Below are 19,767 nucleotides of genomic sequence, written 5' to 3' on the forward strand. Positions count from 1 at the left end.
GCAAGACAAACGGGGAGCCTGCGGGCTCCCTGTTGCTTTTGGATCGCGCCGAGTCGATATCGAAAGCGAAGGTTCCGGGAGGGAAATGGGTTGTATCCCATTGCGGCTTGGGGGATTTCATAGGGCGAATTTATTAAGGATTGCATAGGATAAAGCGTGGCGCCGCCATCGGTGTAACGGCGGAAGCTACCAACGGCGACGGGTACGACGAGTCGCTAAAGATGGGTGAGGTCGTCTCACCACAACCTGCCGGATCAGAGGTGTCTTGCCGGCCGCCTTTAATTAATCTGCTTAAGAGGGAAACATCATGATGAATGCAGTCAAGAAGTCCGCCTGCGTATTCGCTGTGCTTGCAACTACCTCCACTGTGGTAATGGCCCAGAGCGTTGATTTGAAGGTTATCGGCACGATCGCGCCGACCGCATGTACTCCTACCCTGAGTGGGGGAGGGGTGGTCGATTACGGTGTCATTTCTGCTGCATCGTTAAAGAAAGACGCCTATAAGGAGCTTGAGAAGAGAGTGCTGGACATCGCCATCACCTGTGATGCGCCCGCAAAGGTGGCGTTATATGCCATTAACGGTCGTCCCGCTTCGGCTGCAGGTACCACTGAAAGCGGAGGGTTTGGCGGGCGGATACCTGTTGGTGTTTCTGCCGAGCAGGGAAACTGGGTTGTCGGTCTGGGATTGGATGGTGCGAGACGGATCGGCGGGTACAACATGCACATCCGTGACGTGACGCTCGATTCCAAGCCCGGTCGGTTCCTGTACCAACCGGACGGTAGTGTGGCGTGGTTCGACAACGGCACTGGTGTGGTGTGGGACCGAAAGCATATGATCAGTTTTGGAGAAGAGGGCTCATCGGAGCCTACGGCCTTTACCAATATGGCCGGCAAACTGAACGTCCAGGCCTACATCAACAAGTCCTCCGAGCTTGATACCAATAAGGCCATCAAATTCGGTGGTCAGATGACCATGGAGTTGTTTTACCTGTAACGAACCTGTCGACCGGGCCTTGCGCCCGGTCATTTTTTTCGTCGAGGCAGGTCGTTTGATTTCTTCCACTTACGACAGGCATGGATGATTTCTCGCATAAGCCTCTGTGCTTCTTGCGCTGCCTTCCCGAATCAACCTGCGCGAAAGGGACAGATCATGATGAATTCCGTCAAGAATTCTGTCGGCGCACTGTCGGCGTACTGGTGGTGCTGGCGGTGCTGGTGACCACCTCTTCCGTTGCATGGACTCAGAGCGTTGACATGACGGTCGTTGGCACCATCGCCCCGACCGGCTGTAAGCCTGCCCTGACCGATGGCGGGGCCACTGACTACGGGGTGATTCTGCCCGGATCCTTAAAGAGAGATTCCATCAACCCGCTTGAGAAGAGACAGTTGGAATTGACCATCACCTGCAATGGTCCTGTAAAGGTGGCATTGCGCGCCATTAATGGTCGCCCCAGTCCGGCTGGTAGCACCACCGAGGGTATGTCGGGGGATCACGCCAAATATGTCGTTGGCCTGGGCGGCGATGGCTCAAGAAAGGTCGGGGGATACAACATGAATCTGCGTGACGTAACGCTCGATTCCCAGCCTGCCGAGTATCTGCTTCAAAGAAGCGGAAGTACGACTTGGGAAGCCGGTTCCCCCGCCTTGACGCGAAATGAGCCGTTTTTACTCGGATTCGGATTGCCCGGCGCCCTGGAGCCGGCTGCCTTCACCACCCTGACCGGCAAGCTGAATGTTCAGGTGTACATCAACAAGGCCTCGGAGCTTGGCCTAACCAAACCTCTCAAACTCGATGGCCTGATTATCCTGGAGTTGCTCTTCCTGTAATGCGCCTGTCGCCCGGGCTTCGCGCGTGGCCAGTCCGCTTCCATTCGCCTTCAGACACGGATGAATTCTCGTATGCGCCTCTATGCTTTTTGCTTGGTTGCTGTTGCCGCTTTGTCGTTGCTGTCTGCCGGGGTTCGAGCTACGGGCGTGGTGCCCGAGTCCTCAGTGGTTATCGTCGAGGAAGGAGATGGTGACGGGGCTATCAATGTGCGGAACACCGATGCCTTCCCGGTCCTGTTGCTAACGACACTCCAGGATATTGAGCAGGATACCGAAAAATTACTCATCGCCACCCCGCCTGTCGCCCGTGTCGAGCCGGGCAAGACCCAGCGCGTGCGCTTTATGATGGCGTCGAAAACGCCGCTCAAGACCGAGCGCTTCAAACGTGTGGTGTTCGAAGGCGTGCCTCCACAGGAAAAGAACAGGAACATAGTGCGCACGACCGTGCGTCAGAACTTGCCGGTCATTATTCGACCGGACGGCCTGGCCCGCGATGAGGCGCCGTGGAAACGCCTGGAATGGTCGCTCAAAGCCAGAGAACTGATCGTCAACAACCCCTCTCCCTACGTTGTGCGTCTCGGGCAGGGGGTGACCACCTTGCCCGACCGTTCAGCCTGGATGTTGCCGCACGCCTACGTTCTGCCGGGACAGCGGCTGACGCTGACCCTCGATGCGAAGCACTTCGACGGTACCTCGAGCAGCGTGCGCATCTCTCCCGCCACTACCTGGGGCTTTACCGTAGAGAGCTACGAAGCGCCGCTGGCGCGGTAAAGGACGTCATCACGCGTGCCGATCTGCCACCATCGACGGCGGCGTCGTCTGCTTTCACGATTGGTTGTGGCCAGTTTTGCGGCCTTCGTCACGGGGGAAGTCGTCAGTGACGAACGGGCGAGCGACAACGTGGTCTTCGATACCGGCGTGCTGAGCGGGCGTGGCGTCGACCCCGCCATCGCCGCACTGTTTCGTGATGCGCCACGTTTCGTGCCGGGCGAAAGTACCGTGCTGCTCACCGTGAACGGAAATACGCGGGGACGGGGTAAGGTGCGGTTCGACGAGGCGGGCACGCTGTGCGCCGACCATGCCTTTCAGCGCTATGCGGGACTGGCGCCACTGCCTGACGAGGCCGACGATGTTGCCTGTTTCGACCTGCGTCGTGCCTGGCCGCAGGCTGAGGTGCGGCCCGAACCGGGCGAAGGCAAGGTCTACCTGGTCGTTCCCTCGGAAGCGGTCAATGCGCAAGGAAGCGATCGCAGCAACTGGCAACACGGCGGCGTGGCCGGCATGCTCAACTATCAGGCGCAATACCTGAACTCGTTCGGTGGCGCTAGCCGGCTCAACTTCAGCCAGCTCGGCACCGAGGCCGGATTCAATGCGGGTGGCTGGATCGTGCGCAGTCGCCAGACGTTTACCCGCATGCGCGGCGAGGGGCGCATCGATCATCAGGCCGTCTATGCGCAGCGCAGCTTCGTCGGCATCGAAAAAGTCTTGCAGGCCGGTCAGGTCAGTCTTTCCAACTCGCTGTTCGGCACCGGTCAGGTACTGGGGTTCCAGATGTTTCCCGAGTCGGCGCTGGCGTCTGATCAGGGCGGTGCCGGATGGGTGGAAGGCGTCGCGCAGACACAGTCCGTGGTCGAGGTACGCCAGTCCGGCGTATTGATTTACAGCACCGTTGTGCCGACCGGGCCCTTCCGGCTGCGAGGATTCTCCCTGCTCAACACCCACACCGATCTGGAGGTGTCCATGACCGGCAGCGACGCTCAGGTACGACAATTTGTCGTGCCTGCCGCCACGTTGCTGGCACGTGCACCCGTGGTCTCCCCGGGGCTGTCGTTCGGTGTCGGCCGCCTCCAGCAACAGCACGGCAAGTCTCCTCTGGTGGGGACGGTGGCCTCCGGCTGGCAACTCAACAAGCACACCAGCCTGAATGCGGGCGTACTGGGGTCAGCCCTTTATCGCGCCGCGGGGGTGAATCTGGAAACCCGGTGGTTCGACCCGAGCCGCCTCAGCCTGCAAGGCACCCTGGCGCAGGATGCGGGCCACGGCAATACAGGCATCCTGCTATCTGCCATGCTCAGTCACAGCGTGAGCGATCGTCTGGGCGTCTACGTCAACCTACGGCAGCAGACGTCGGGTTATCGTGAGCTGAGCGATGCCTTGCAACGCCAGTCGATGGACACCGTCGACAAATTGAGCCGCAGTCGCCAGCAGTGGGGGAGTGGCATCAACTGGTCGACGTACGCGTTGGGCAGCCTGTCGCTCTCCTGGGCGCGCAGCACCACTTTCGCGGGCAACCACGCGCATTACCTGCGCTGTGGCTGGACTCGCCAGTTCGGCCGCGCTTATCTGGGCGTCAGCCTCGAGCGCAATACCGGCGGCCCCAATGGGCAGGCGGATAACCGTCTGTATGTCTCGTTCAGCATGCCGCTCGGTGAGCAGCGTGATATCGGCAGCTACCTGAATCGGGCCAAACGCAGCGCACGCGCCGGCATTCGCTACAGTGACCGCACTCACCCGGATCGCGGCTGGGGCATCGCCGCCGACCGAGACATGCGCAACCGCTACACGTCGGCCACCGCCAACGCGAACGTCCTGACGTCGATCAGCCAGCTCAGCGCCGACGTCAGTCATGACTCCAGCAATTTCACCAGCTGGTCGGCACGCGCCAGCGGAGGTGCCGTGCTCCACGGCAGTGGTATCACGCTTTCTCCCTACCGCGTGTCGGACACCTTCGGCATTGCCCAGGTGGGGACAGAGTCTGGCGTGCGGCTGGATACGCCGGCCGGGCCGGTATGGACGGACGGCCGAGGGTATGCGGTACTGCCGGCGCTGAACGGCTATCGGCGCTCGGGCATTCAGGTCGATACCCGCAGCCTGGCAAAGCATGTCGACGTCGGCAATGCCTGGCAGGAAGCCGAAATGGCGCGGGGCGCCGTCGGTCGTGTGGACTTTGACGTCATACGCACCCGTCGCGTGCTGGTGGCGGCGGCGATGGCGGACGGTGCGCGCTTGCCGTACGGTGCGAGCGTGTTTGACGACGCGGGCAAACTGGTGACCGTGGTGGCCGGAGACGGCGAGGTGTTCGTGCCGGACGCGTCCCCCGGCATGACGCTGGAGGTACAGAGCTTCGGCAAGACGATATGCAAGATGCAACTTGAGCTGACGCAGACAACCGGCCTGTACGAGAGTGCATCGGCGGTCTGCCGATAAGGAGAACGACATGAACGCGTTGTGTGGACGGTGGCTAACGGCCCTGTTGATAGGCGTGACGGGGGCCAGTGCCGCCGCGCCCCTTAGGCCCCCTGGTGCAGAAAAAGGCGGCTCTCCGATCCCATCGCCGGCCCTGCCGCCGGATTCCCGGTGCCGTCTGTCTATCAGCAATCCGGTAGTCGATTACGGGGTGATGTCCCGCTGGCAGTTGCAGACCGTTGCGGGTGGGCGCGTCTCGCCGGGTACCCGGTCGCTGACGCTGACTGTGGCCTGTCCGTACCCCCGCGCCATGAAACTGTTGGTAGAGGGCGAAGGCGGGGCGCAGGGCGGGCTGCGCTACGGCGAGCGAGGCCTTACCCACCTGCGTCTGCTCAATGCACAGCTTGACGGCAATGCGGTGGAGTTGCGCGCATTGACGCAGGCAGGAACACTCGCCAAACACAGCGGCCAGGCGATTGCGCTGAACGCCGGGCAGCAGGTCGCGTTAGTGGTACAGGGCCGACTGGCTGAGGGCAAGACGTTGACGGCGCAGTTGGAGGTGAAGCCGGTGCTGACGGAAGAGAGCGCGCGCGTCAGCCGCCGGCGGCGCAGCGAGTCGATGTTCAGGCTGACGCTGCTCGACTGAGGCCTCAAGACCGCTCGGTCGATCCATTCTCGTCGCGAAGAAACGATTCGATGGCGGCCACCAGCGCGAGCGGCGTCTCGTTCATCGGATAGTGACCCGCGTTGCGAATGACCTCGACGCTCGCGTGCGCATAGCGTTGCAAGTAAGTGCGTTGCATCAGTTCGGCATCGAACACGGGGTCATGTTCGCCAACGAGTACCTTGACGTGTGCCGCCGCGTGCAGGCCATCGCTGAAGTCCGTATCCGCCCACGCGTGGAAGTAATTGGCGAAGGCCTGTGGGGTCGCGTGCGCGGCCGAGTATTGCGCTTTCCAATCGATCCATGACGACGGCAGACGGTTGCCGGTGCTGCGCGCGATGATCGTCTTGCGGTCGTCCGGCGATGTCGCGGCGCGCTCGAATAGTGTTTGGGCGATGCGCCAAGCGGGTATCTGGCAGGCGCGCGCGGGGCGCAGAGGTCGATCTCATCCTGAGTCTCGCCATGATCTGACGCAGGAAAAGCATCGGGGCGCACTCGTCAGAGGCGCCCCGATGCTTTTTGCGGATACGTCTCTATGGCTTATGCAACGCTCGGCTGCACCAGACCGTCTTCACGGAACATGTGCTTGATACCGCGCACCGCCTGACGAATACGCGATTCGTTTTCGATCAGAGCGAAGCGCACGTACTCGTCGCCGTACTCCCCGAAGCCGATGCCCGGCGAGACCGAGACCTTGGCCTGCGCGAGCAGCTTCTTGGCGAATTCGAGCGAGCCGAGCGCGCGATACGGTTCCGGAATGCGCGCCCAGATGTACATCGATGCGCGCGGCAGATCGACGGCCCAGCCCGCTTCCGTCAAGCCTTTGTAGAGCACGTCGCGGCGGCGCTGGTATTGCTCGCGAATTTCCTCGACGCACGTCTGATCGCCTTCGAGCGCGGCAATGGCGGCGACTTGCACCGGCGTGAACGTGCCGTAGTCGTGATAGCTCTTGATGCGTGCGAGGGCGGCGACGAGTTCCGGATTGCCGACCATGAAACCGATACGCCAGCCGGCCATGTTGTAGCTCTTCGACAGCGTGAAGAACTCGACGGCGACGTCTTGTGCGCCGGGCACCTGCATAATCGAGGGCGCCTGGTAACCGTCATAGACGATGTCGGCGTAGGCCAGATCGTGCACCACGAGAATGTCGTGCTTGCGCGCGAGATCGATAACCCGTTCGAAGAATTCAAGCTCGACGCATTGCGCCGTGGGGTTCGACGGGAAGCCGAGAATCACCATCTTCGGCTTCGGATGACTCTCGCGAATGCCGCGTTCGAGTTCGGTGAAAAAGTCGATGCCGGGCGTCATCGGCACGGAGCGGATGTTCGCGCCCGCGATGACCGCGCCATAGATGTGAATCGGGTACGACGGATTCGGCACGAGCACCGTGTCGCCCTGATCCAGCGTGGCGAGCATCAGGTGAGCGAGGCCTTCCTTCGAGCCGATGGTGACGATGGCTTCGCGCTCGGGATCGAGCTCGACGTCATAGCGATCCTTGTACCAGCGCGTGATGGCGCGGCGCAGGCGAGGGATACCGCGCGAGGTCGAGTAACCATGCGTGTCCGGGCGTTGCGCGACTTCGACGAGCTTGCTGACGATATGCGGCGGTGTGGCCCCGTCGGGGTTGCCCATCGAGAGATCGATGATGTCCTCGCCACGGCGGCGCGCTGCCATCTTCAGCTCGGCGGTGATGTTGAAAACGTACGGGGGAAGACGATTGATGCGCGCAAAGCTGCGCGAGCCCTGAGAGCTGGACATGAGAAATCCTGGAACGTAAGCGCCCGGAACCGTCCGAGCGACGCCAGTGTGCTGGCCACACCGTGACGGCGACTGTAGCGCGGCGCGATGCGCTTAGGCAAGCGATTTTTACGCAACTCGCGTGGGTCATGCGGGTAAGTTGCCGGGACGCGTCGGGTATGATGGCGGCCGTGAATTCGAGCCGGTTTGGGCAAAAGGAGAGGCGATGGCGTATCTGTATCTGCTGGTGGCGATCGTGGCGGAGGTGATTGCGACGTCGGCGCTCAAGGCGTCGGAGGGCTTCACGCGAGTCGGACCGGTGGCGCTTGTCGCGGTGGGCTACGGCATCGCGTTCTACATGCTCTCGCTGACCCTGCGCACGATTCCCGTGGGCATCGCGTATGCGATGTGGTCGGGCCTGGGCATTGTGCTCATCTCGATCGCGTCGCGCGTGTTGTTTGGGCAAAAGCTCGACGCCCCTGCGCTGTTTGGCATGGCGCTCATCATTGCCGGCGTTCTGGTGATGAACTTGTGGTCGAAGTCGTCGGCGCATTGAGCGCCGGGGCGCTCAGGCGCGGCTTTGCGCTTCGGCCAGTACCGCTTTGAGGGCAGAGATGCAGGTGTCGATCTCGCTGCGCCCGATGACCAGCGGCGGCGCCAGACGCAGCACCGTGGAACGTGTTTCCTTCGCGAGTACGTGACGGTGCAGCATGCGCATCGACAGATCGTGCGCGTCCGCCAGCGCCGGGTCGATTTCAATGCCGGCCCAGAGGCCGCGTCCGCGCACTTCGCGAATGAGCGGCGAGTGAATCGCGTGCAGGCGCGAGAGCAGATATTCGCCCATTTCCGCACTTCTTCCCGGCAGGTCTTCGTCGGCCATGACATCGAGCGCTTCGAGCGCAACGGCGGCGGCGAGCGCATTGCCGCCGAAGGTCGAACCGTGGCTGCCCGGGTCGAACAGGTCGATGATGTCGCGCCGCGCGACGAAGGCCGACACCGGGAGCAGGCCACCGCCGAGGGCTTTGCCGAGCATGATGCCGTCGGGCACGATGTTCTCGTGCTGATAGGCGAACCAGCGGCCCGTGCGCCCGAGGCCCGACTGAATCTCGTCGAGCAGCATGAGGACGTTTTTCCCGGTACAGAGCTCTCGCAGCGCGCGCAGGAATCCGTCGGGTGGTACGACGATGCCGGCTTCGCCCTGAATCGTCTCGAAGAGGACCGCGCAGGTGTTGGGTGTGATGGCGGCGCGTACGGCGTCGATGTCCCCGAAAGGCACGCGCACGAAGCCGGGGGAAAACGGCCCGAAGTCGGCGCGATAGGCGGGTTCGGAGGAGAAGCCCACGAGGGTCGTGGTACGGCCGTGGAAGTTGCCGTCGGCGACGATGATCTCGGCTTTATTGGCGGGAATGCGTTTGACGCTGTAGCCCCAGCGGCGCGCGGCCTTGATGGCCGTTTCGACGGCTTCGGCGCCGGTGTTCATGGGGAGGGCGCCGCCGAGCGTCGTGAGGTCGCACAGGCGTTCGAGCAAGGCGCCGAGCCGATCGGTGTAAAAGGCCCGGGAGACGACGGCAAGCCGTTGCGCCTGCGTGGTGAGCGCGGCGACCAGACGAGGGTGCGCGTGCCCGTGACTGACGGCGGAATAGGCACTCATCATGTCGAGATAGCGATTGCCCTCGACGTCCCAGACCCACACACCGCTGGCGTGCGAGAGCACGACGGGCAGCGGTGAGTAGTTGTGCGCACCAAAGCGCTGTTCGCGTTCGATCTCGTTCATGCGCGCGTACCTCCACTTGTGGAGTCTAGATGCGAACGGTGCGGCACGCAAAGGGGACAAGTCCTGAAATGGCGTCGATGAAATTGGCATGCACGTGCGCTATAATCATCGATTACTCGGATGTGACGCACCGCTTCGCCCCGAGTCTCTCCGGCAGCGGCATCAGGCCGCCGCCACGCGCACTGCCCATAGCTCAGTTGGATAGAGCATCGGCCTTCTAAGCCGACGGTCGGGGGTTCGAATCCCTCTGGGCAGGCCAGCTTTCGTGGAACAACGATCATGCAAGTCCTAGTCGACGCCGACGCCTGTCCCTTCGCAGTCAAAGAGATCCTGTTTCGCGCAGCCAAGCGTGAAGAGATGCCGGTAACGCTCGTCGCGAACCAATTCCTGCGCACGCCGCCATCGCCGTTCATCAAGTCGATTCAGGTGCCACCGGGGTTCGACGTGGCCGATACCCGCATCGTCGAACTGGTCGAATCCGGGGATCTCGTGATTACGGCGGATATCCCGCTTGCCGCTGCGGTGATCGACAAGGGCGGGAATGCGCTCGATCCGCGCGGGAACTGGTTCACGCCGGAGAACATCAGGGAGCGGCTGTCCGTGCGCGACATGATGGAACAACTGCGCAATGCGGGCATCGAGACGGGCGGCCCGGCGCCCTACAGCGCACGTGACAGCAAGGCGTTTGCCGGAGAACTGGACCGCTTTCTCGCGCGTCAGCGAAAATCGTTGCGCTAAGGTCGATAAGTAGGTGAATGCCAATTCATAAGCGTGCGCGAACAATGCGCGGCGCATTATCGCCGACGTAGCGTCGTCAATCGCCAAAACATTCCCAATACATCAACGAGTTGCCGCGAATCCTGGGTTCGTGGCAACTCGTTGCGGCTGCGTGGCGCATAACCATATGCCAAATCACGTGTTATCCGCGTGAACGCCGATTGCTAACCTCCACCCCATTCTTTTTGGGCGCCAATCTCTGGCGTCCGCACTCATGACATCGGGGGGTGTTCATCATGCGTCGAGTGGCAATGGCGACAGCGTTGCTGTGGCTGGCACCGGTAGTTCATGCGCAGGGGTTCTTCGACGACAGCAAAGTGGATCTGGATACCCGGCTGCTGTCTTACAACCGGGATTGGCGAAGTGGCTCGGGCCAGTCGTTCGGCCGGGAGACGGCATCGCTTACACAACTGCGGTTCATTTCCGGCTTCACGCCCGGGCCGATCGGCTTCGGCTTCGATCTGGCGGCAATGGCCGCGCTCCGGCTGGATTCCTCTGCGGGACACGCTGGCGTGCTCCTGCGCACGGATGCGCAATCGAACGCGTACCAATTCTCCGGGAAGATTCTGCCGACGTTCAAGGCCAAGGCTGCCAACACGCTGCTCGAAGTCGGCAGCGTCATCAGCTACCTGCCGGTGCTTCAGTACGACGGCGCAGTACTGCCCCAGGCGTTCCGTGGGGCCCGCATCACATCGACCGATGTCGGCAATCTGACGCTCAGCGCCGGCCGCTTTATCGATGTCATGAATCGCAGCGGTGTGTCATACGTGCCGATTCAGATCGGTCCGGGCTCGCCATCTTTCAAGACGGTCACGGGCAATCACGCATTTGACTACGCAGGCGGCGACTACAACGCGGCAGCGTGGCGCACCCGGGCGTCGTACTACTTTGCACGATTCGAGGACGTCTACGACCAGCATTATCTCGGCGCGCTCAACGATCTGTCGTTGCCACAGGGCAGTCTGCGCTCGGATGTCCGCGTGTTCAGCAGCCGGGATCAGGGGCAGGCCGCGGCCGGACGGATCGATAACTTCCTGTACAGCGTTCTGCTCTCCTATTCGGTCGGGGCGCACAAGCTGAGCGCTTCCTATCAGAAATCCAACGGCGGATCGGCGTTTCCCTATATCTCCGGCACCGATCCGTATCTCGTCAACTATCAGTTGGTGGGCACCTTCAGCGGCAAGAGCGAATCGTCGTGGAAAGTGCAGTACGAATACAACTTCAAGGACTTCGGCATTCCGGAGCTGACGGTATCCAATCTGTACGTTAAGGGCACGGGCATTGCTACGGCGTCGGGCACCGGCTACGAATGGGAAAGAAACACCGACGTCACCTATGTCTTTGACAAGAACGGCCCACTCAAAAACCTTCGATTGAAATGGCGCAACGGGACCTATCGAACGAATTACACCCGAAACGTCGACGAAAACCGTGTGCTCCTGATCTATACCCTGGCCCTCAAATGAAGCAGAACCTCGTGAAGCTCTCAGGCCTCATTGCGTGCGCCGTGACGATTTTCGGCGTGGCGATCAATGCCGATGCCGCAGAACTGCGCATCGGCCTGTCGAAGTCCATCTCGTCCGTCGATCCTATGTTCTACGTGGGCGGGGGCAATAGTGCGCTCGCGCGCAGCATCTTCGACTCGCTCGTCATTCAGTCGGAGAGCCAGACATTGATCCCGGGTCTGGCGGTGTCCTGGCGCGCTATCGGAGATCGCGAGTGGGAATTCAAGCTGCGTCCTCACGTGAAGTTTCACGACGGCAGTGCGTTCGGTGCGCAGGATGTCGCCGCATCGATTCGGCGCGTGGCGCAGGTCAGCGTGGGCAGCCCCAGCTCGTTTCTGCCTTACGTGAAGGACATCGTCGGCATCGACGTCATCGATGATCTGACGATTCGTTTTCGCACGAAAGCGCCCGCACCGCTGCTCCCGAGCAACCTGAGCCGGATCAGCATCCTGCCACGTGCCGACGAATCCCTGCGTTCGAGCGACCTCAACGAAGGACGAGGTGTCATTGGCACCGGTCCTTTCAAATTCGTCGAGTGGAGACGCGACGACGCGCTCGTTCTTCAGCGAAATCCGGACTACTGGGCTGGCCCCGCGCAATGGGACAAGGTCACGCTGCGATTCATGCCGACCGATGGCTCCCGTGTCGCGGGGTTTCTGGGGCGCGATGTCGATGTCATCGAAGACGTTCCGACGCCTGACGTCAAACGTTTGCAACGCGACGCGAACGTCCAGTTGGTCACGGCGCCCAGCAATCGCGTGCTTTACCTTCATCCGGATCAGGATCGCCTCAAATCACCGTTCGCGAGCGCGCCTGACGGCACCAACCCGTTGCGGTTACTCGCCGTGCGGCGTGCGATGGCGCTGGCCATCAACAAACGCGCGTTGATCGACCGGATCTCCGACGGCCAGGGTGTGATCGCGGACCAACTGGTGCCGAAAGGCTATTTCGGCTGGTCGCCGTCGGTAAAGGCGATTCCATACGATCCCGATGCGGCGCGAGCGTTGCTGAAAAGCGTCGGGCTCGAAGGAAAGATGACGCTTACCTTCCACGCGTCGAACGACCGCTATCCCAACGATGCCGCCATCGCACAAGCGCTCGGTCAGATGTGGGCCAAGGTGGGTATCCGGACGCAGATCGTCACCCTGCCAGGCAACGTGTACTTCTCGCGCGCTGCCAAGCGCGACTTCAGTCTGATCATGGGCGGTGCGGCCATAGAAACCGGAGAAGCCTCCGGGGTGCTCGGGCCGTTGCTGGCCACCTATGGCCCGGATCGCGGGCAGGGTAACCGGGGGCGGTACGCCAATCCCGCGTTCGATCGGGCATTGAACGAAGCGCTTGTCACCATCGATACGCCCAAGCGCGAGCGCCTGTTGCAGTCCGCGATGGAGATCGGCATGAACGACCTGGGCGTCATACCGCTGTTCTTCCTGACGAACAACTGGGCCTTGCGCAAAGGGCTGACGTATGTCGGTCGCGCGGATGGCTACACGCTGCCTTATTACGTTCGTTCGAGCCATTAACTCACTTGATTTGCGGAATCGAAAATGTCATCGGAAAATTTTCACGGCGTCTTTCCCTATCTGGTTTCCCCGGTAGACAGCGAGGGACGTGTCAAACACGAGGTGCTGGCGCGTCTGGTCGAGCACCTCATCGACAAAGGCGTTCATGGCCTCGCCCCTTTGGGGAGCACGGGCGAGTTCGCCTATCTGTCGTTCGAGCAACGCATCGAGATTGTCAAAACGGTGGTCGCGGCCGCGCGCGGACGCGTTCCGGTCATCGCGGGTGTCGCGGCCCTGACCACCCGAGACGCGAGGATCCAGGCCGAAACGATGCAAGCGCTGGGCGTGCAAGGCATTCTGGCCATCATGGAGTCGTACTTTTCGGTCGATGACGTGGGAACCGAGTCGTATTTCCGGGCCATCGCCGAGGCGGTCACGCTGCCGGTGGTGCTATACACCAATCCCCAGTTTCAACGCTCCGATCTCTCGATTCCCGTGATTCGCCGACTCGCGGAAGTCGACAATATCGCGTACATCAAAGACGCCTCGACGAACACCGGCCGCCTGCTCTCCGTCCTCAATCAGACCGAGGGGAAACTACAGATTTTCTCCGCCTCGGCGCACATTCCTGCTGCCGTCATGCTCATCGGCGGCGTGGGCTGGATGGCTGGGCCGGCCTGTCTGATACCGGAGCAAAGCGTGCGGCTGTACGACCTGGCCGTTCAACAGCGTTGGGCAGACGTCGTGGCGCTGCAGCGCGAACTCTGGCGAGTGAACGAAGTGTTTGCCAGGTATTCGCTGGCGGCCTGCATCAAGGCCGGACTCACGCTTCAGGGCTTCGACGTCGGTGATCCCATTGCCCCGCAGCCGGTCCTGTCCGACGAAGCCCTCACGCAGGTTCGATCGGTGCTTCAACGGGTCGGCGCGCTCTGAGGTGACCATGAGCGTCAAGAAAATCATCATCGATACCGATCCCGGCGTGGACGACGCGGTCGCGATCTTGCTCGCGCTGGCGAGCCCGGAGTTGCGCGTGCTGGGCATCACCACCGTGGCGGGCAATGTCGAGGCGGCCGAGACAGCGGCAAATGCCTGCCGTGTGTGCGAACTGGCGGGCCGCGAAGACGTTCCGGTCTATCGTGGTGCGGCCGGGCCACTGCTGCGGGAGCAGATTTTCGGCAAGTACACCGAGCATGGCGGTTTGGGGGAGGGTGTCCTGCCCCGTGCCAGCAAGGTCGCGGAGCAGGAGCATGCCGTCGCTTTCCTTTTGCGGCAAGCCGAGGAGGCGCGCGCCGACGGGAAAAAGATCACGCTCTGCACGTTGGGGCCACTGACCAATATTGCGCTGGCGCTCGCGCTTGACCCTCACTTCGCCGATGCCATCGAAGAGTTGGTGATGATGGGCGGCGCTTTCACCGCGTTAGGCAATCGCACGCCGTGGGCCGAATTCAACGTGCTGGCCGATCCGCACGCGGTGCATCGCGTGCTCGGGTCGCGTTTGCGCATTCGTATGGTGCCGTTGGACCTGACCCTCCAGGTGCTTGTCACCAGCGACAGGTTGTCGCGTCTGTCGGCGCTCCAGAACCGGGTCGCGCAGAAGGTCATCGGCTTGCTCACGGCCTATGACCGTAACGATCTCGATCGTCTGGGATGTGAAGGCGGCCCCTTGCACGACCCGGTGGTCATTGCTGCGGTGCTATGGCCAGACCTGATGCGCGAGCGCAGCGCGTTCGTCGGCGTGGAAGTGCAGAGCCCCACGACACTGGGGCATACCTATGCAGACTTCTACGGGAAACTGGATCACCCCAGCAATGTGCGCGTGCAGATCGGGATTCACGTCGAAACCTTCTTCGAGCGGCTGATCGAGCGTCTTGGCCGATACGCCGCGCTGGAGTCGTTGCACTGAGGTCATCGAACTGCGGTCATCACACGGATTGCGCACGTGTCTGGCCGCGGAGTGCGCGGGTTCGCGTCGGCCGGAGTCGCGTCTTGATCAATTCGAAGGCATGCCTGACGAACGGATTGACCGAATTCGGTCGAATCCACAGGTAGTAGGTGATGGAGGGCAGTGGCGGAAGGCCGTCTGCCTGGGTGAGAATGCGCATGCCGCTCGTGCGCGACTCGACCCCGCGCGCGGTGACGCCGAGCCCCGCCTGGACAGCCGACTTGATCGCGACGAGATTCGACGACAGAAACGCCTGCCGCCACGGAATCTGATTGTCTTCCAGCGCGACCAGCGCGTGCTTGGCGAACAGGCTCGGCCCGTCGGCGAGGATCAGCGGTAGCGTGGCGCGACGATCGTGCCGGTACTGTTCGGCGCACAGCCACACGATGGGGGATTCTCGAAGCACAAACCCATCGAGATTCTTATCCTCACGCGTGGAAATGATCATGTCGATCTCCCCGCGATGCAGCGATTCCATGAGCATCGGACTGTGATCGATCGTGATCTGCGCGTCTACGTGGGGAATTTCCTTGGCGATGCGCGTAAGCAGCAGCGGCAGGATCGAGTCCGACACATCGTAAGGCGCACCGATACGGAGGTGTCCGAAAGGGCTGGCATCCTGAACCGAGCGAACGACTTCGTCATGCAGTGACAACAGCGCATACGCCTGTTTGAGCAACTTTTGTCCAGACACGGACAGCGTCTTGCTTCGACCCAAGCGTTCGAACAAGGCGATGCCGAGTTGTTGCTCCAGGCGTTGCATCTGCTGCGTGACAGCCGATTGCGTCTTGCTCAGGCGGTGGCCCGCGGCCAGGAATGTCGAGCTTTCGGAAACCGCCACGAAGGTGCGTAAAAGACCGATGTCGATATCTTTTTTTGCCAGATGGGGACGGGTGACTTCTACGGACGCGGACATGCTTCAGGCTCAACGTAATGACTGTTTCTCGCGCCTATGGCGCCGAGGTACTCGCCTGTCGACGGCGTCGAGCGGTAGGGTCGCGCCGCGCATTTGGCATCTCTGCGATCATATTGGCCATCGCGTCATGGCCAAAGTGACCATTTTGCGCAAGCATATGACGGATTGACGGCGCGCCTGCTTCGGTCCCTTCAGGCGAAACGGGCGTCGGGTTATCGTGTCAGACCGTGATCGTCCGTCGTCGTTTTCAATCTGCTGAATCGTTCGATGCTTGCCAGATGCGCGGGCGCCGATGGGCAAGCACGGGCGGCGCTTCGCCGTCACGCCATTTGACGACGTCGACCAGCGCCGTGAGCGCGCTGGGCGCTTGCGCCAGCTTCGATGTGCCGATATCGAGCGTCAGAACGTTTGGATTCCCGTGCCGCTCGAGACGCGCATCCTGCGGATCGAACCAGGCGCCCGTGGGCATGATGACCACGCTGGGTTGCATGTTCTCGTCGAGCACCGCACCGCCCAGGCACGCGCCTCTTTCGTTGAAGACTTTGACCACATCTCCCGCGCCGATGCCGCGCGCTTTCGCGTCGTGCGGGTGCATCCACACCGGCGCGCGGCCGTTGACCTTGCCCGCGACCGAGACGCTGCCGGCGTCGAGTTGCGAATGCAATTTATCCGCGGGCTGATTGGTCACGAGATGCAACGGCCACTGCGCCGCCAGCGACGACCCGAGCCATTCCGCCGGTGGCATCCAGCTCGCGTGGGGCGGGCAGTCGTCGTAGCCGAATGCCGCCACCGCATCGGAGAAGATCTGAATCCTGCCCGACGGCGTGGCCAACGGGTGACGTTGCGGATCTGCGCGAAACGCGTCGAATAACACGAAGTCCTTCTCCGGCGCGGGATACTCCAGATGGCCCGCCTGCCAGAATTCGTCGAACGCCGGGGTGCTCACGCCGCGCTGTGCGCAGCCGTTCCTGATGCCCTGGTAGATGCGATGCAGCCAACCTGTCTCGTCGAGCCCATCGGTAAAGGTCTGCTCGTGACCGCCAAGGGCCGCCAGCGCGCGATAGATGTCGAAGTCGTTGCGCGATTCGCCAATCGGCGCAATCGCCTGGTGCATCGCCAGCACGAAGCGATCGCGTGACGAGCCGCCGATGTCGTTGCGCTCAAGCGTTGTCGTGGCGGGCAGAACGATGTCCGCGCGGCGGGCTGTCGGCGTCCACCACGATTCGTGCACGACGATCGTCTCGGGCACCTGCCACGCCCGCATCAACCGGTTCAGATCCTGATGATGATGGAACGGATTCCCCCCGGCCCAATACACCAGACGAATCTCGGGATACGTCAGCGTCTTGCCGTTGAACGCGAAAGTCTCGCCCGGCGCGAGCAACATGTCGGTCAGGCGCGCACACGGAATGCCGCGTCCGATCGGATTCTTTCCCGCCGACATTTCCGGACCGGGAAGATCGCCGCGCGGGTTGCCCACGCCATTCATCGAGCCGTGGCCGAACGCGAATCCGCCGCCCGGTAAGCCGATCTGCCCCAGCATCGCCGCTAGCGTCACGGCCGCCCAGTAGGGTTGCTCGCCGTGATGCCCGCGTTGCAGCGACCACGCCACGGTAATCATGGTGCGTGTCGACGCCGCACGGCGCGCGAGCGCCTCGATCGTCTCGCGCGGCACTCCGGTGAGTGTCTGCGCCCACTGCGCGCTTTTTGCGACACCGTCCGGCTTGCCGAGCAGGTAGTCTGCGAAAACGTCGAAGCCCACGCAGTGGCTGCTCAGAAATGCCGCGTCGTGCAATTCCGCCACCAGCAAGGTATGCGCCATGGCGAGCATCAGCGCGGTGTCCGTGTTTGGGCGAATCCCGACCCATTGGGCATTGATGAACGCCGGGGCGTCGGCGCGCGTCGGGCTGATCGAGACGAAGTCGATGCCGGCAGTCACCGAGCGCTCCAGCCAGCGTCCCATCGAGTGCTCACCCGCGCCGCCCGAGGTGATGTCACCGTTCTTGAGCGCGAGTCCGCCGAACGCGATGATCAGGCGTGTATGGGCAATGATGCTCTGCCAATCCGTCACCCGGCCGCTGACGGGCGCGTAGGTGCCGATGACGTGCGGCAACAGGAACTGCGCTGCCCCCCAACTGTAATTGCCCTGCTGATCGATGCAGCCACCGCCCGAATAGAGAAAGCGATGCGTTAGCGTGCGCGCATGATGCAAACGTCCGGCCGACGACCAGCCATAGGAGCCGCCGAAGATACTCTGCGACCCGTACAAGGAACGCACACGCTGCAGTTCTTCTGCGACCAACCCCAACGCCGTCTCCCAGGACACCTCGACATACTCGTCGCTACCGCGGCACGTACGATCCGCCGCCTCGCGCTTGTCCAGCCAGCCGCGGCGCACGGCGGGGCGACGCACACGCAACGGCGAGTAGATCTGCTCGACCATGGCGTCGAGAATGCGCGACGGCGCCGGGTCTTTGGCGAACGGCTCGCAACGAATCAGCCGGCCGTCGTGCACCACCGCCTCGAACGCCCCCCAATGCGAGAGCGAAGGAACGCGATGCGTCCCGCGAGAGATGTCGGATGGCTGGCGGGCAGGCGGTCGGGCGGAAATCATGGTCGGACGTGCGGGTTAGGGCAGCAGCGTGGGGCAAAGGATCGGGACATGGAGAGGCAAACGCGCCGCCATCGGAAAGCCCCGAGGCGGCGCACCGACGTCAGAACGAATGCGAGATGCCGATTTTCAACGCGGTCTGATTGGCCGTGCTCGACGCGCTGAGCAGGTTCAGGTTCGCCACGGCCTTCTGTCCGAGCGAGTTGGTGCCTGCGGCGTGTTGCCAGGCGCCGATGGCGTACAGGCCGGTGCGCTTGGAGAGGAAGTACTGCGCGCCGAGGCTGACCTGCTGGTAACGCGCGGTGTCGGCCTTCGTGTAGGCATACGACGACGCCAGCGACACGTTCGGCGTGAGCATGAACTTGTAGACGAGTTCTGCGCTCGTGAGCACCGGGTTGATGCCGCCCAGCGGCGTGGTCGATGTCTTCTTCACATCGTTGAACTGCGAACGCGTGACGCTGGCGGCGAACGTGGAGCGGCCCCAGAGGTACGATCCGCCGAGCGCATAGGTCTCGAGACTCGTCGCCGACGTATAGCCTCTGAAAATCGGGTTCGATACGGGATTGGCGAATGTAGTGTTGGCAACGGCGCCGGCCGCTGCGTCGAAATAGGTGACGGCCGGGTTGTTGACGCGACGGTACGCCGCGCCGAGCGACAGCGCGCCGTACGCGTAGCGTGCGCCGAGGCCCCAGGTCTGATTGCGGCCGGCCGCGCCCGCCACGCCGCCCACCGCATACAGTGCGCCGAAGCTGAAGCCGCCGAAACTCTCGCTGGTCAGGCGAATCGTGTTGTCCAGCTTGTAGTCGGCAAAGCCGTTATCCAGATCGCCTGCGCGCGAGGCGAGCGAGCCACCGAACAGCACCGACGCGCCGTAACCGCCCACATAGGTGACCATGACGTCGTCTTGCCGGCCGACCGTGAGCGAGCCATACCGGTTTTTCAGGCCGACGAACGCGAGTCGTCCGAACTCGCGCGAGTTCTGCAGGCTGGTTCCGGTCGCGAGGTTGAACCCATTTTCCAACTGGAAGATGGCTGCGGTGCCGCCGCCGAGATCCTCCTGCCCCTTGAAGCCCCAGCGGCTGCTGCCTCGGCCGCCGCTGCCGACTTGCACGGCACTCGCCCCGCCCGAATTGTTCGTGTATGTGAGGCCGGCGTCCGCAATACCGTATAGCGTGACGTTGCTCTGCGCATGCGCGTGCATGGCAATCACGGAGATGGCGCTTGTCACGCCGAGACGCAATACCGCGTGCGTGGTGCGTCGCGAAAGGGGCGCGCCGAAGCGGGGGCGAGAAGTATTTTTCAATTTCATTTATTAGTAATCCTATG

The 19,767-nt window shown here is 62.4% G+C and carries 16 protein-coding genes, 1 tRNA gene and 1 pseudogene; 12 read left to right on the plus strand and 6 right to left on the minus strand.

The window, feature by feature from the left end; all coding sequences use genetic code 11:
• The first annotated feature begins 307 nt into the window (after positions 1-307).
• The 5 genes from ACIPHM_RS12145 (at position 308) to ACIPHM_RS12165 (ending at position 5,659) form a co-directional block, all read left to right on the plus strand.
• Positions 308-994, plus strand: a complete 687-nt coding sequence (locus ACIPHM_RS12145) for a DUF1120 domain-containing protein (RefSeq protein WP_400328112.1) — start codon at positions 308-310, stop codon at positions 992-994.
• 80 nt (positions 995-1,074) lie between these two features.
• A complete protein-coding gene (locus tag ACIPHM_RS12150; protein WP_400328113.1) occupies positions 1,075-1,827 on the plus strand; it encodes a DUF1120 domain-containing protein in 753 nt (250 codons plus the stop codon).
• A 72-nt stretch (positions 1,828-1,899) separates the two neighbouring features.
• On the plus strand, positions 1,900-2,598 hold the full coding sequence (locus ACIPHM_RS12155; RefSeq protein WP_400328114.1) for a fimbria/pilus chaperone family protein: 699 nt from the start codon (positions 1,900-1,902) through the stop codon (positions 2,596-2,598).
• 66 nt (positions 2,599-2,664) lie between these two features.
• Positions 2,665-5,034, plus strand: a complete 2,370-nt coding sequence (locus ACIPHM_RS12160) for a fimbria/pilus outer membrane usher protein (protein ID WP_400328116.1) — start codon at positions 2,665-2,667, stop codon at positions 5,032-5,034.
• Between the two features lie 289 nt (positions 5,035-5,323).
• Positions 5,324-5,659: a hypothetical protein gene (locus ACIPHM_RS12165; protein WP_400328117.1), complete on the plus strand. Its 336-nt coding sequence runs from the start codon at positions 5,324-5,326 to the stop codon at positions 5,657-5,659.
• 4 nt (positions 5,660-5,663) lie between these two features.
• On the opposite strand, the pseudogene ACIPHM_RS12170 reads toward ACIPHM_RS12165, so the two are convergent.
• Both ACIPHM_RS12170 and alaC read right to left on the minus strand, forming a co-directional pair.
• Positions 5,664-6,065: pseudogene (locus ACIPHM_RS12170) on the minus strand (alpha/beta fold hydrolase); the annotation flags it as partial.
• 152 nt (positions 6,066-6,217) lie between these two features.
• Positions 6,218-7,435, minus strand: a complete 1,218-nt coding sequence (gene alaC, locus ACIPHM_RS12175) for an alanine transaminase (protein ID WP_400328119.1) — start codon at positions 7,433-7,435, stop codon at positions 6,218-6,220.
• 205 nt (positions 7,436-7,640) lie between these two features.
• Here alaC and ACIPHM_RS12180 point away from each other — a divergent pair, with 205 nt between their 5' ends.
• Complete coding sequence (locus tag ACIPHM_RS12180; RefSeq protein ID WP_400328120.1) at positions 7,641-7,970, plus strand: DMT family transporter; 330 nt, start codon at positions 7,641-7,643, stop codon at positions 7,968-7,970.
• A gap of 12 nt (positions 7,971-7,982) precedes the next feature.
• Here the strand turns inward: ACIPHM_RS12180 and rocD are convergent, their stop codons facing one another.
• Positions 7,983-9,188, minus strand: coding sequence for an ornithine--oxo-acid transaminase (gene rocD, locus ACIPHM_RS12185; protein WP_400328122.1), 1,206 nt, complete (start codon positions 9,186-9,188; stop codon positions 7,983-7,985).
• A gap of 182 nt (positions 9,189-9,370) precedes the next feature.
• Here rocD and ACIPHM_RS12190 point away from each other — a divergent pair.
• The 6 genes from ACIPHM_RS12190 (at position 9,371) to ACIPHM_RS12215 (ending at position 14,875) form a co-directional block, all read left to right on the plus strand.
• A tRNA-Arg gene (locus ACIPHM_RS12190) sits at positions 9,371-9,447 on the plus strand.
• Positions 9,448-9,467: 20 nt separating this feature from the next.
• On the plus strand, positions 9,468-9,926 hold the full coding sequence (locus tag ACIPHM_RS12195) for a YaiI/YqxD family protein (protein WP_400328123.1): 459 nt from the start codon (positions 9,468-9,470) through the stop codon (positions 9,924-9,926).
• Positions 9,927-10,201: 275 nt separating this feature from the next.
• A complete protein-coding gene (locus ACIPHM_RS12200; RefSeq protein WP_400328125.1) occupies positions 10,202-11,431 on the plus strand; it encodes an OprD family outer membrane porin in 1,230 nt (409 codons plus the stop codon).
• Positions 11,428-12,993 carry an ABC transporter substrate-binding protein gene (locus ACIPHM_RS12205; protein ID WP_400328127.1) on the plus strand — a complete coding sequence of 522 codons (1,566 nt, stop codon included), beginning with the start codon at positions 11,428-11,430 and terminating at the stop codon, positions 12,991-12,993. The genes ACIPHM_RS12200 and ACIPHM_RS12205 overlap by 4 nt, the downstream gene beginning before the upstream one ends.
• A gap of 24 nt (positions 12,994-13,017) precedes the next feature.
• A complete protein-coding gene (locus tag ACIPHM_RS12210; RefSeq protein ID WP_400328129.1) occupies positions 13,018-13,905 on the plus strand; it encodes a dihydrodipicolinate synthase family protein in 888 nt (295 codons plus the stop codon).
• 7 nt (positions 13,906-13,912) lie between these two features.
• Complete coding sequence (locus tag ACIPHM_RS12215) at positions 13,913-14,875, plus strand: nucleoside hydrolase (RefSeq protein ID WP_400328131.1); 963 nt, start codon at positions 13,913-13,915, stop codon at positions 14,873-14,875.
• A 19-nt stretch (positions 14,876-14,894) separates the two neighbouring features.
• Here ACIPHM_RS12215 and ACIPHM_RS12220 read toward each other — a convergent pair whose 3' ends face one another.
• The 3 genes from ACIPHM_RS12220 to ACIPHM_RS12230 form a co-directional block, all read right to left on the minus strand.
• Positions 14,895-15,830 (minus strand): LysR substrate-binding domain-containing protein, encoded by a 936-nt coding sequence (locus ACIPHM_RS12220; protein WP_400328132.1) that lies wholly within the window; start codon positions 15,828-15,830, stop codon positions 14,895-14,897.
• 247 nt (positions 15,831-16,077) lie between these two features.
• Positions 16,078-18,444 (minus strand): molybdopterin guanine dinucleotide-containing S/N-oxide reductase, encoded by a 2,367-nt coding sequence (locus tag ACIPHM_RS12225; protein ID WP_400328134.1) that lies wholly within the window; start codon positions 18,442-18,444, stop codon positions 16,078-16,080.
• Between the two features lie 100 nt (positions 18,445-18,544).
• Positions 18,545-19,750: a porin gene (locus tag ACIPHM_RS12230; protein ID WP_400328136.1), complete on the minus strand. Its 1,206-nt coding sequence runs from the start codon at positions 19,748-19,750 to the stop codon at positions 18,545-18,547.
• Positions 19,751-19,767: the final 17 nt, after the last annotated feature.

This window comes from Pandoraea sp. NPDC087047 (assembly GCF_044745225.1).
Classification (GTDB): Bacteria; Pseudomonadota; Gammaproteobacteria; order Burkholderiales; family Burkholderiaceae; genus Pandoraea.

Excerpts from the sequence above, each read along its gene's own strand:
- ACIPHM_RS12145 (WP_400328112.1), top strand. The coding sequence starts at position 308 with ATGATGAATGCAGTCAAGAAGTCCGCCTGCGTATTCGCTGTGCTTGCA.
- ACIPHM_RS12150 (WP_400328113.1), top strand. The coding sequence starts at position 1,075 with ATGGATGATTTCTCGCATAAGCCTCTGTGCTTCTTGCGCTGCCTTCCC.
- ACIPHM_RS12155 (WP_400328114.1), top strand. The coding sequence starts at position 1,900 with ATGCGCCTCTATGCTTTTTGCTTGGTTGCTGTTGCCGCTTTGTCGTTG.
- ACIPHM_RS12165 (WP_400328117.1), top strand. The coding sequence starts at position 5,324 with ATGAAACTGTTGGTAGAGGGCGAAGGCGGGGCGCAGGGCGGGCTGCGC.
- alaC (WP_400328119.1), bottom strand. The coding sequence starts at position 7,435 with ATGTCCAGCTCTCAGGGCTCGCGCAGCTTTGCGCGCATCAATCGTCTT.
- ACIPHM_RS12180 (WP_400328120.1), top strand. The coding sequence starts at position 7,641 with ATGGCGTATCTGTATCTGCTGGTGGCGATCGTGGCGGAGGTGATTGCG.
- rocD (WP_400328122.1), bottom strand. The coding sequence starts at position 9,188 with ATGAACGAGATCGAACGCGAACAGCGCTTTGGTGCGCACAACTACTCA.
- ACIPHM_RS12195 (WP_400328123.1), top strand. The coding sequence starts at position 9,468 with ATGCAAGTCCTAGTCGACGCCGACGCCTGTCCCTTCGCAGTCAAAGAG.
- ACIPHM_RS12200 (WP_400328125.1), top strand. The coding sequence starts at position 10,202 with ATGCGTCGAGTGGCAATGGCGACAGCGTTGCTGTGGCTGGCACCGGTA.
- ACIPHM_RS12205 (WP_400328127.1), top strand. The coding sequence starts at position 11,428 with ATGAAGCAGAACCTCGTGAAGCTCTCAGGCCTCATTGCGTGCGCCGTG.
- ACIPHM_RS12210 (WP_400328129.1), top strand. The coding sequence starts at position 13,018 with ATGTCATCGGAAAATTTTCACGGCGTCTTTCCCTATCTGGTTTCCCCG.
- ACIPHM_RS12215 (WP_400328131.1), top strand. The coding sequence starts at position 13,913 with ATGAGCGTCAAGAAAATCATCATCGATACCGATCCCGGCGTGGACGAC.
- ACIPHM_RS12220 (WP_400328132.1), bottom strand. The coding sequence starts at position 15,830 with ATGTCCGCGTCCGTAGAAGTCACCCGTCCCCATCTGGCAAAAAAAGAT.
- ACIPHM_RS12225 (WP_400328134.1), bottom strand. The coding sequence starts at position 18,444 with ATGATTTCCGCCCGACCGCCTGCCCGCCAGCCATCCGACATCTCTCGC.
- ACIPHM_RS12230 (WP_400328136.1), bottom strand. The coding sequence starts at position 19,750 with ATGAAATTGAAAAATACTTCTCGCCCCCGCTTCGGCGCGCCCCTTTCG.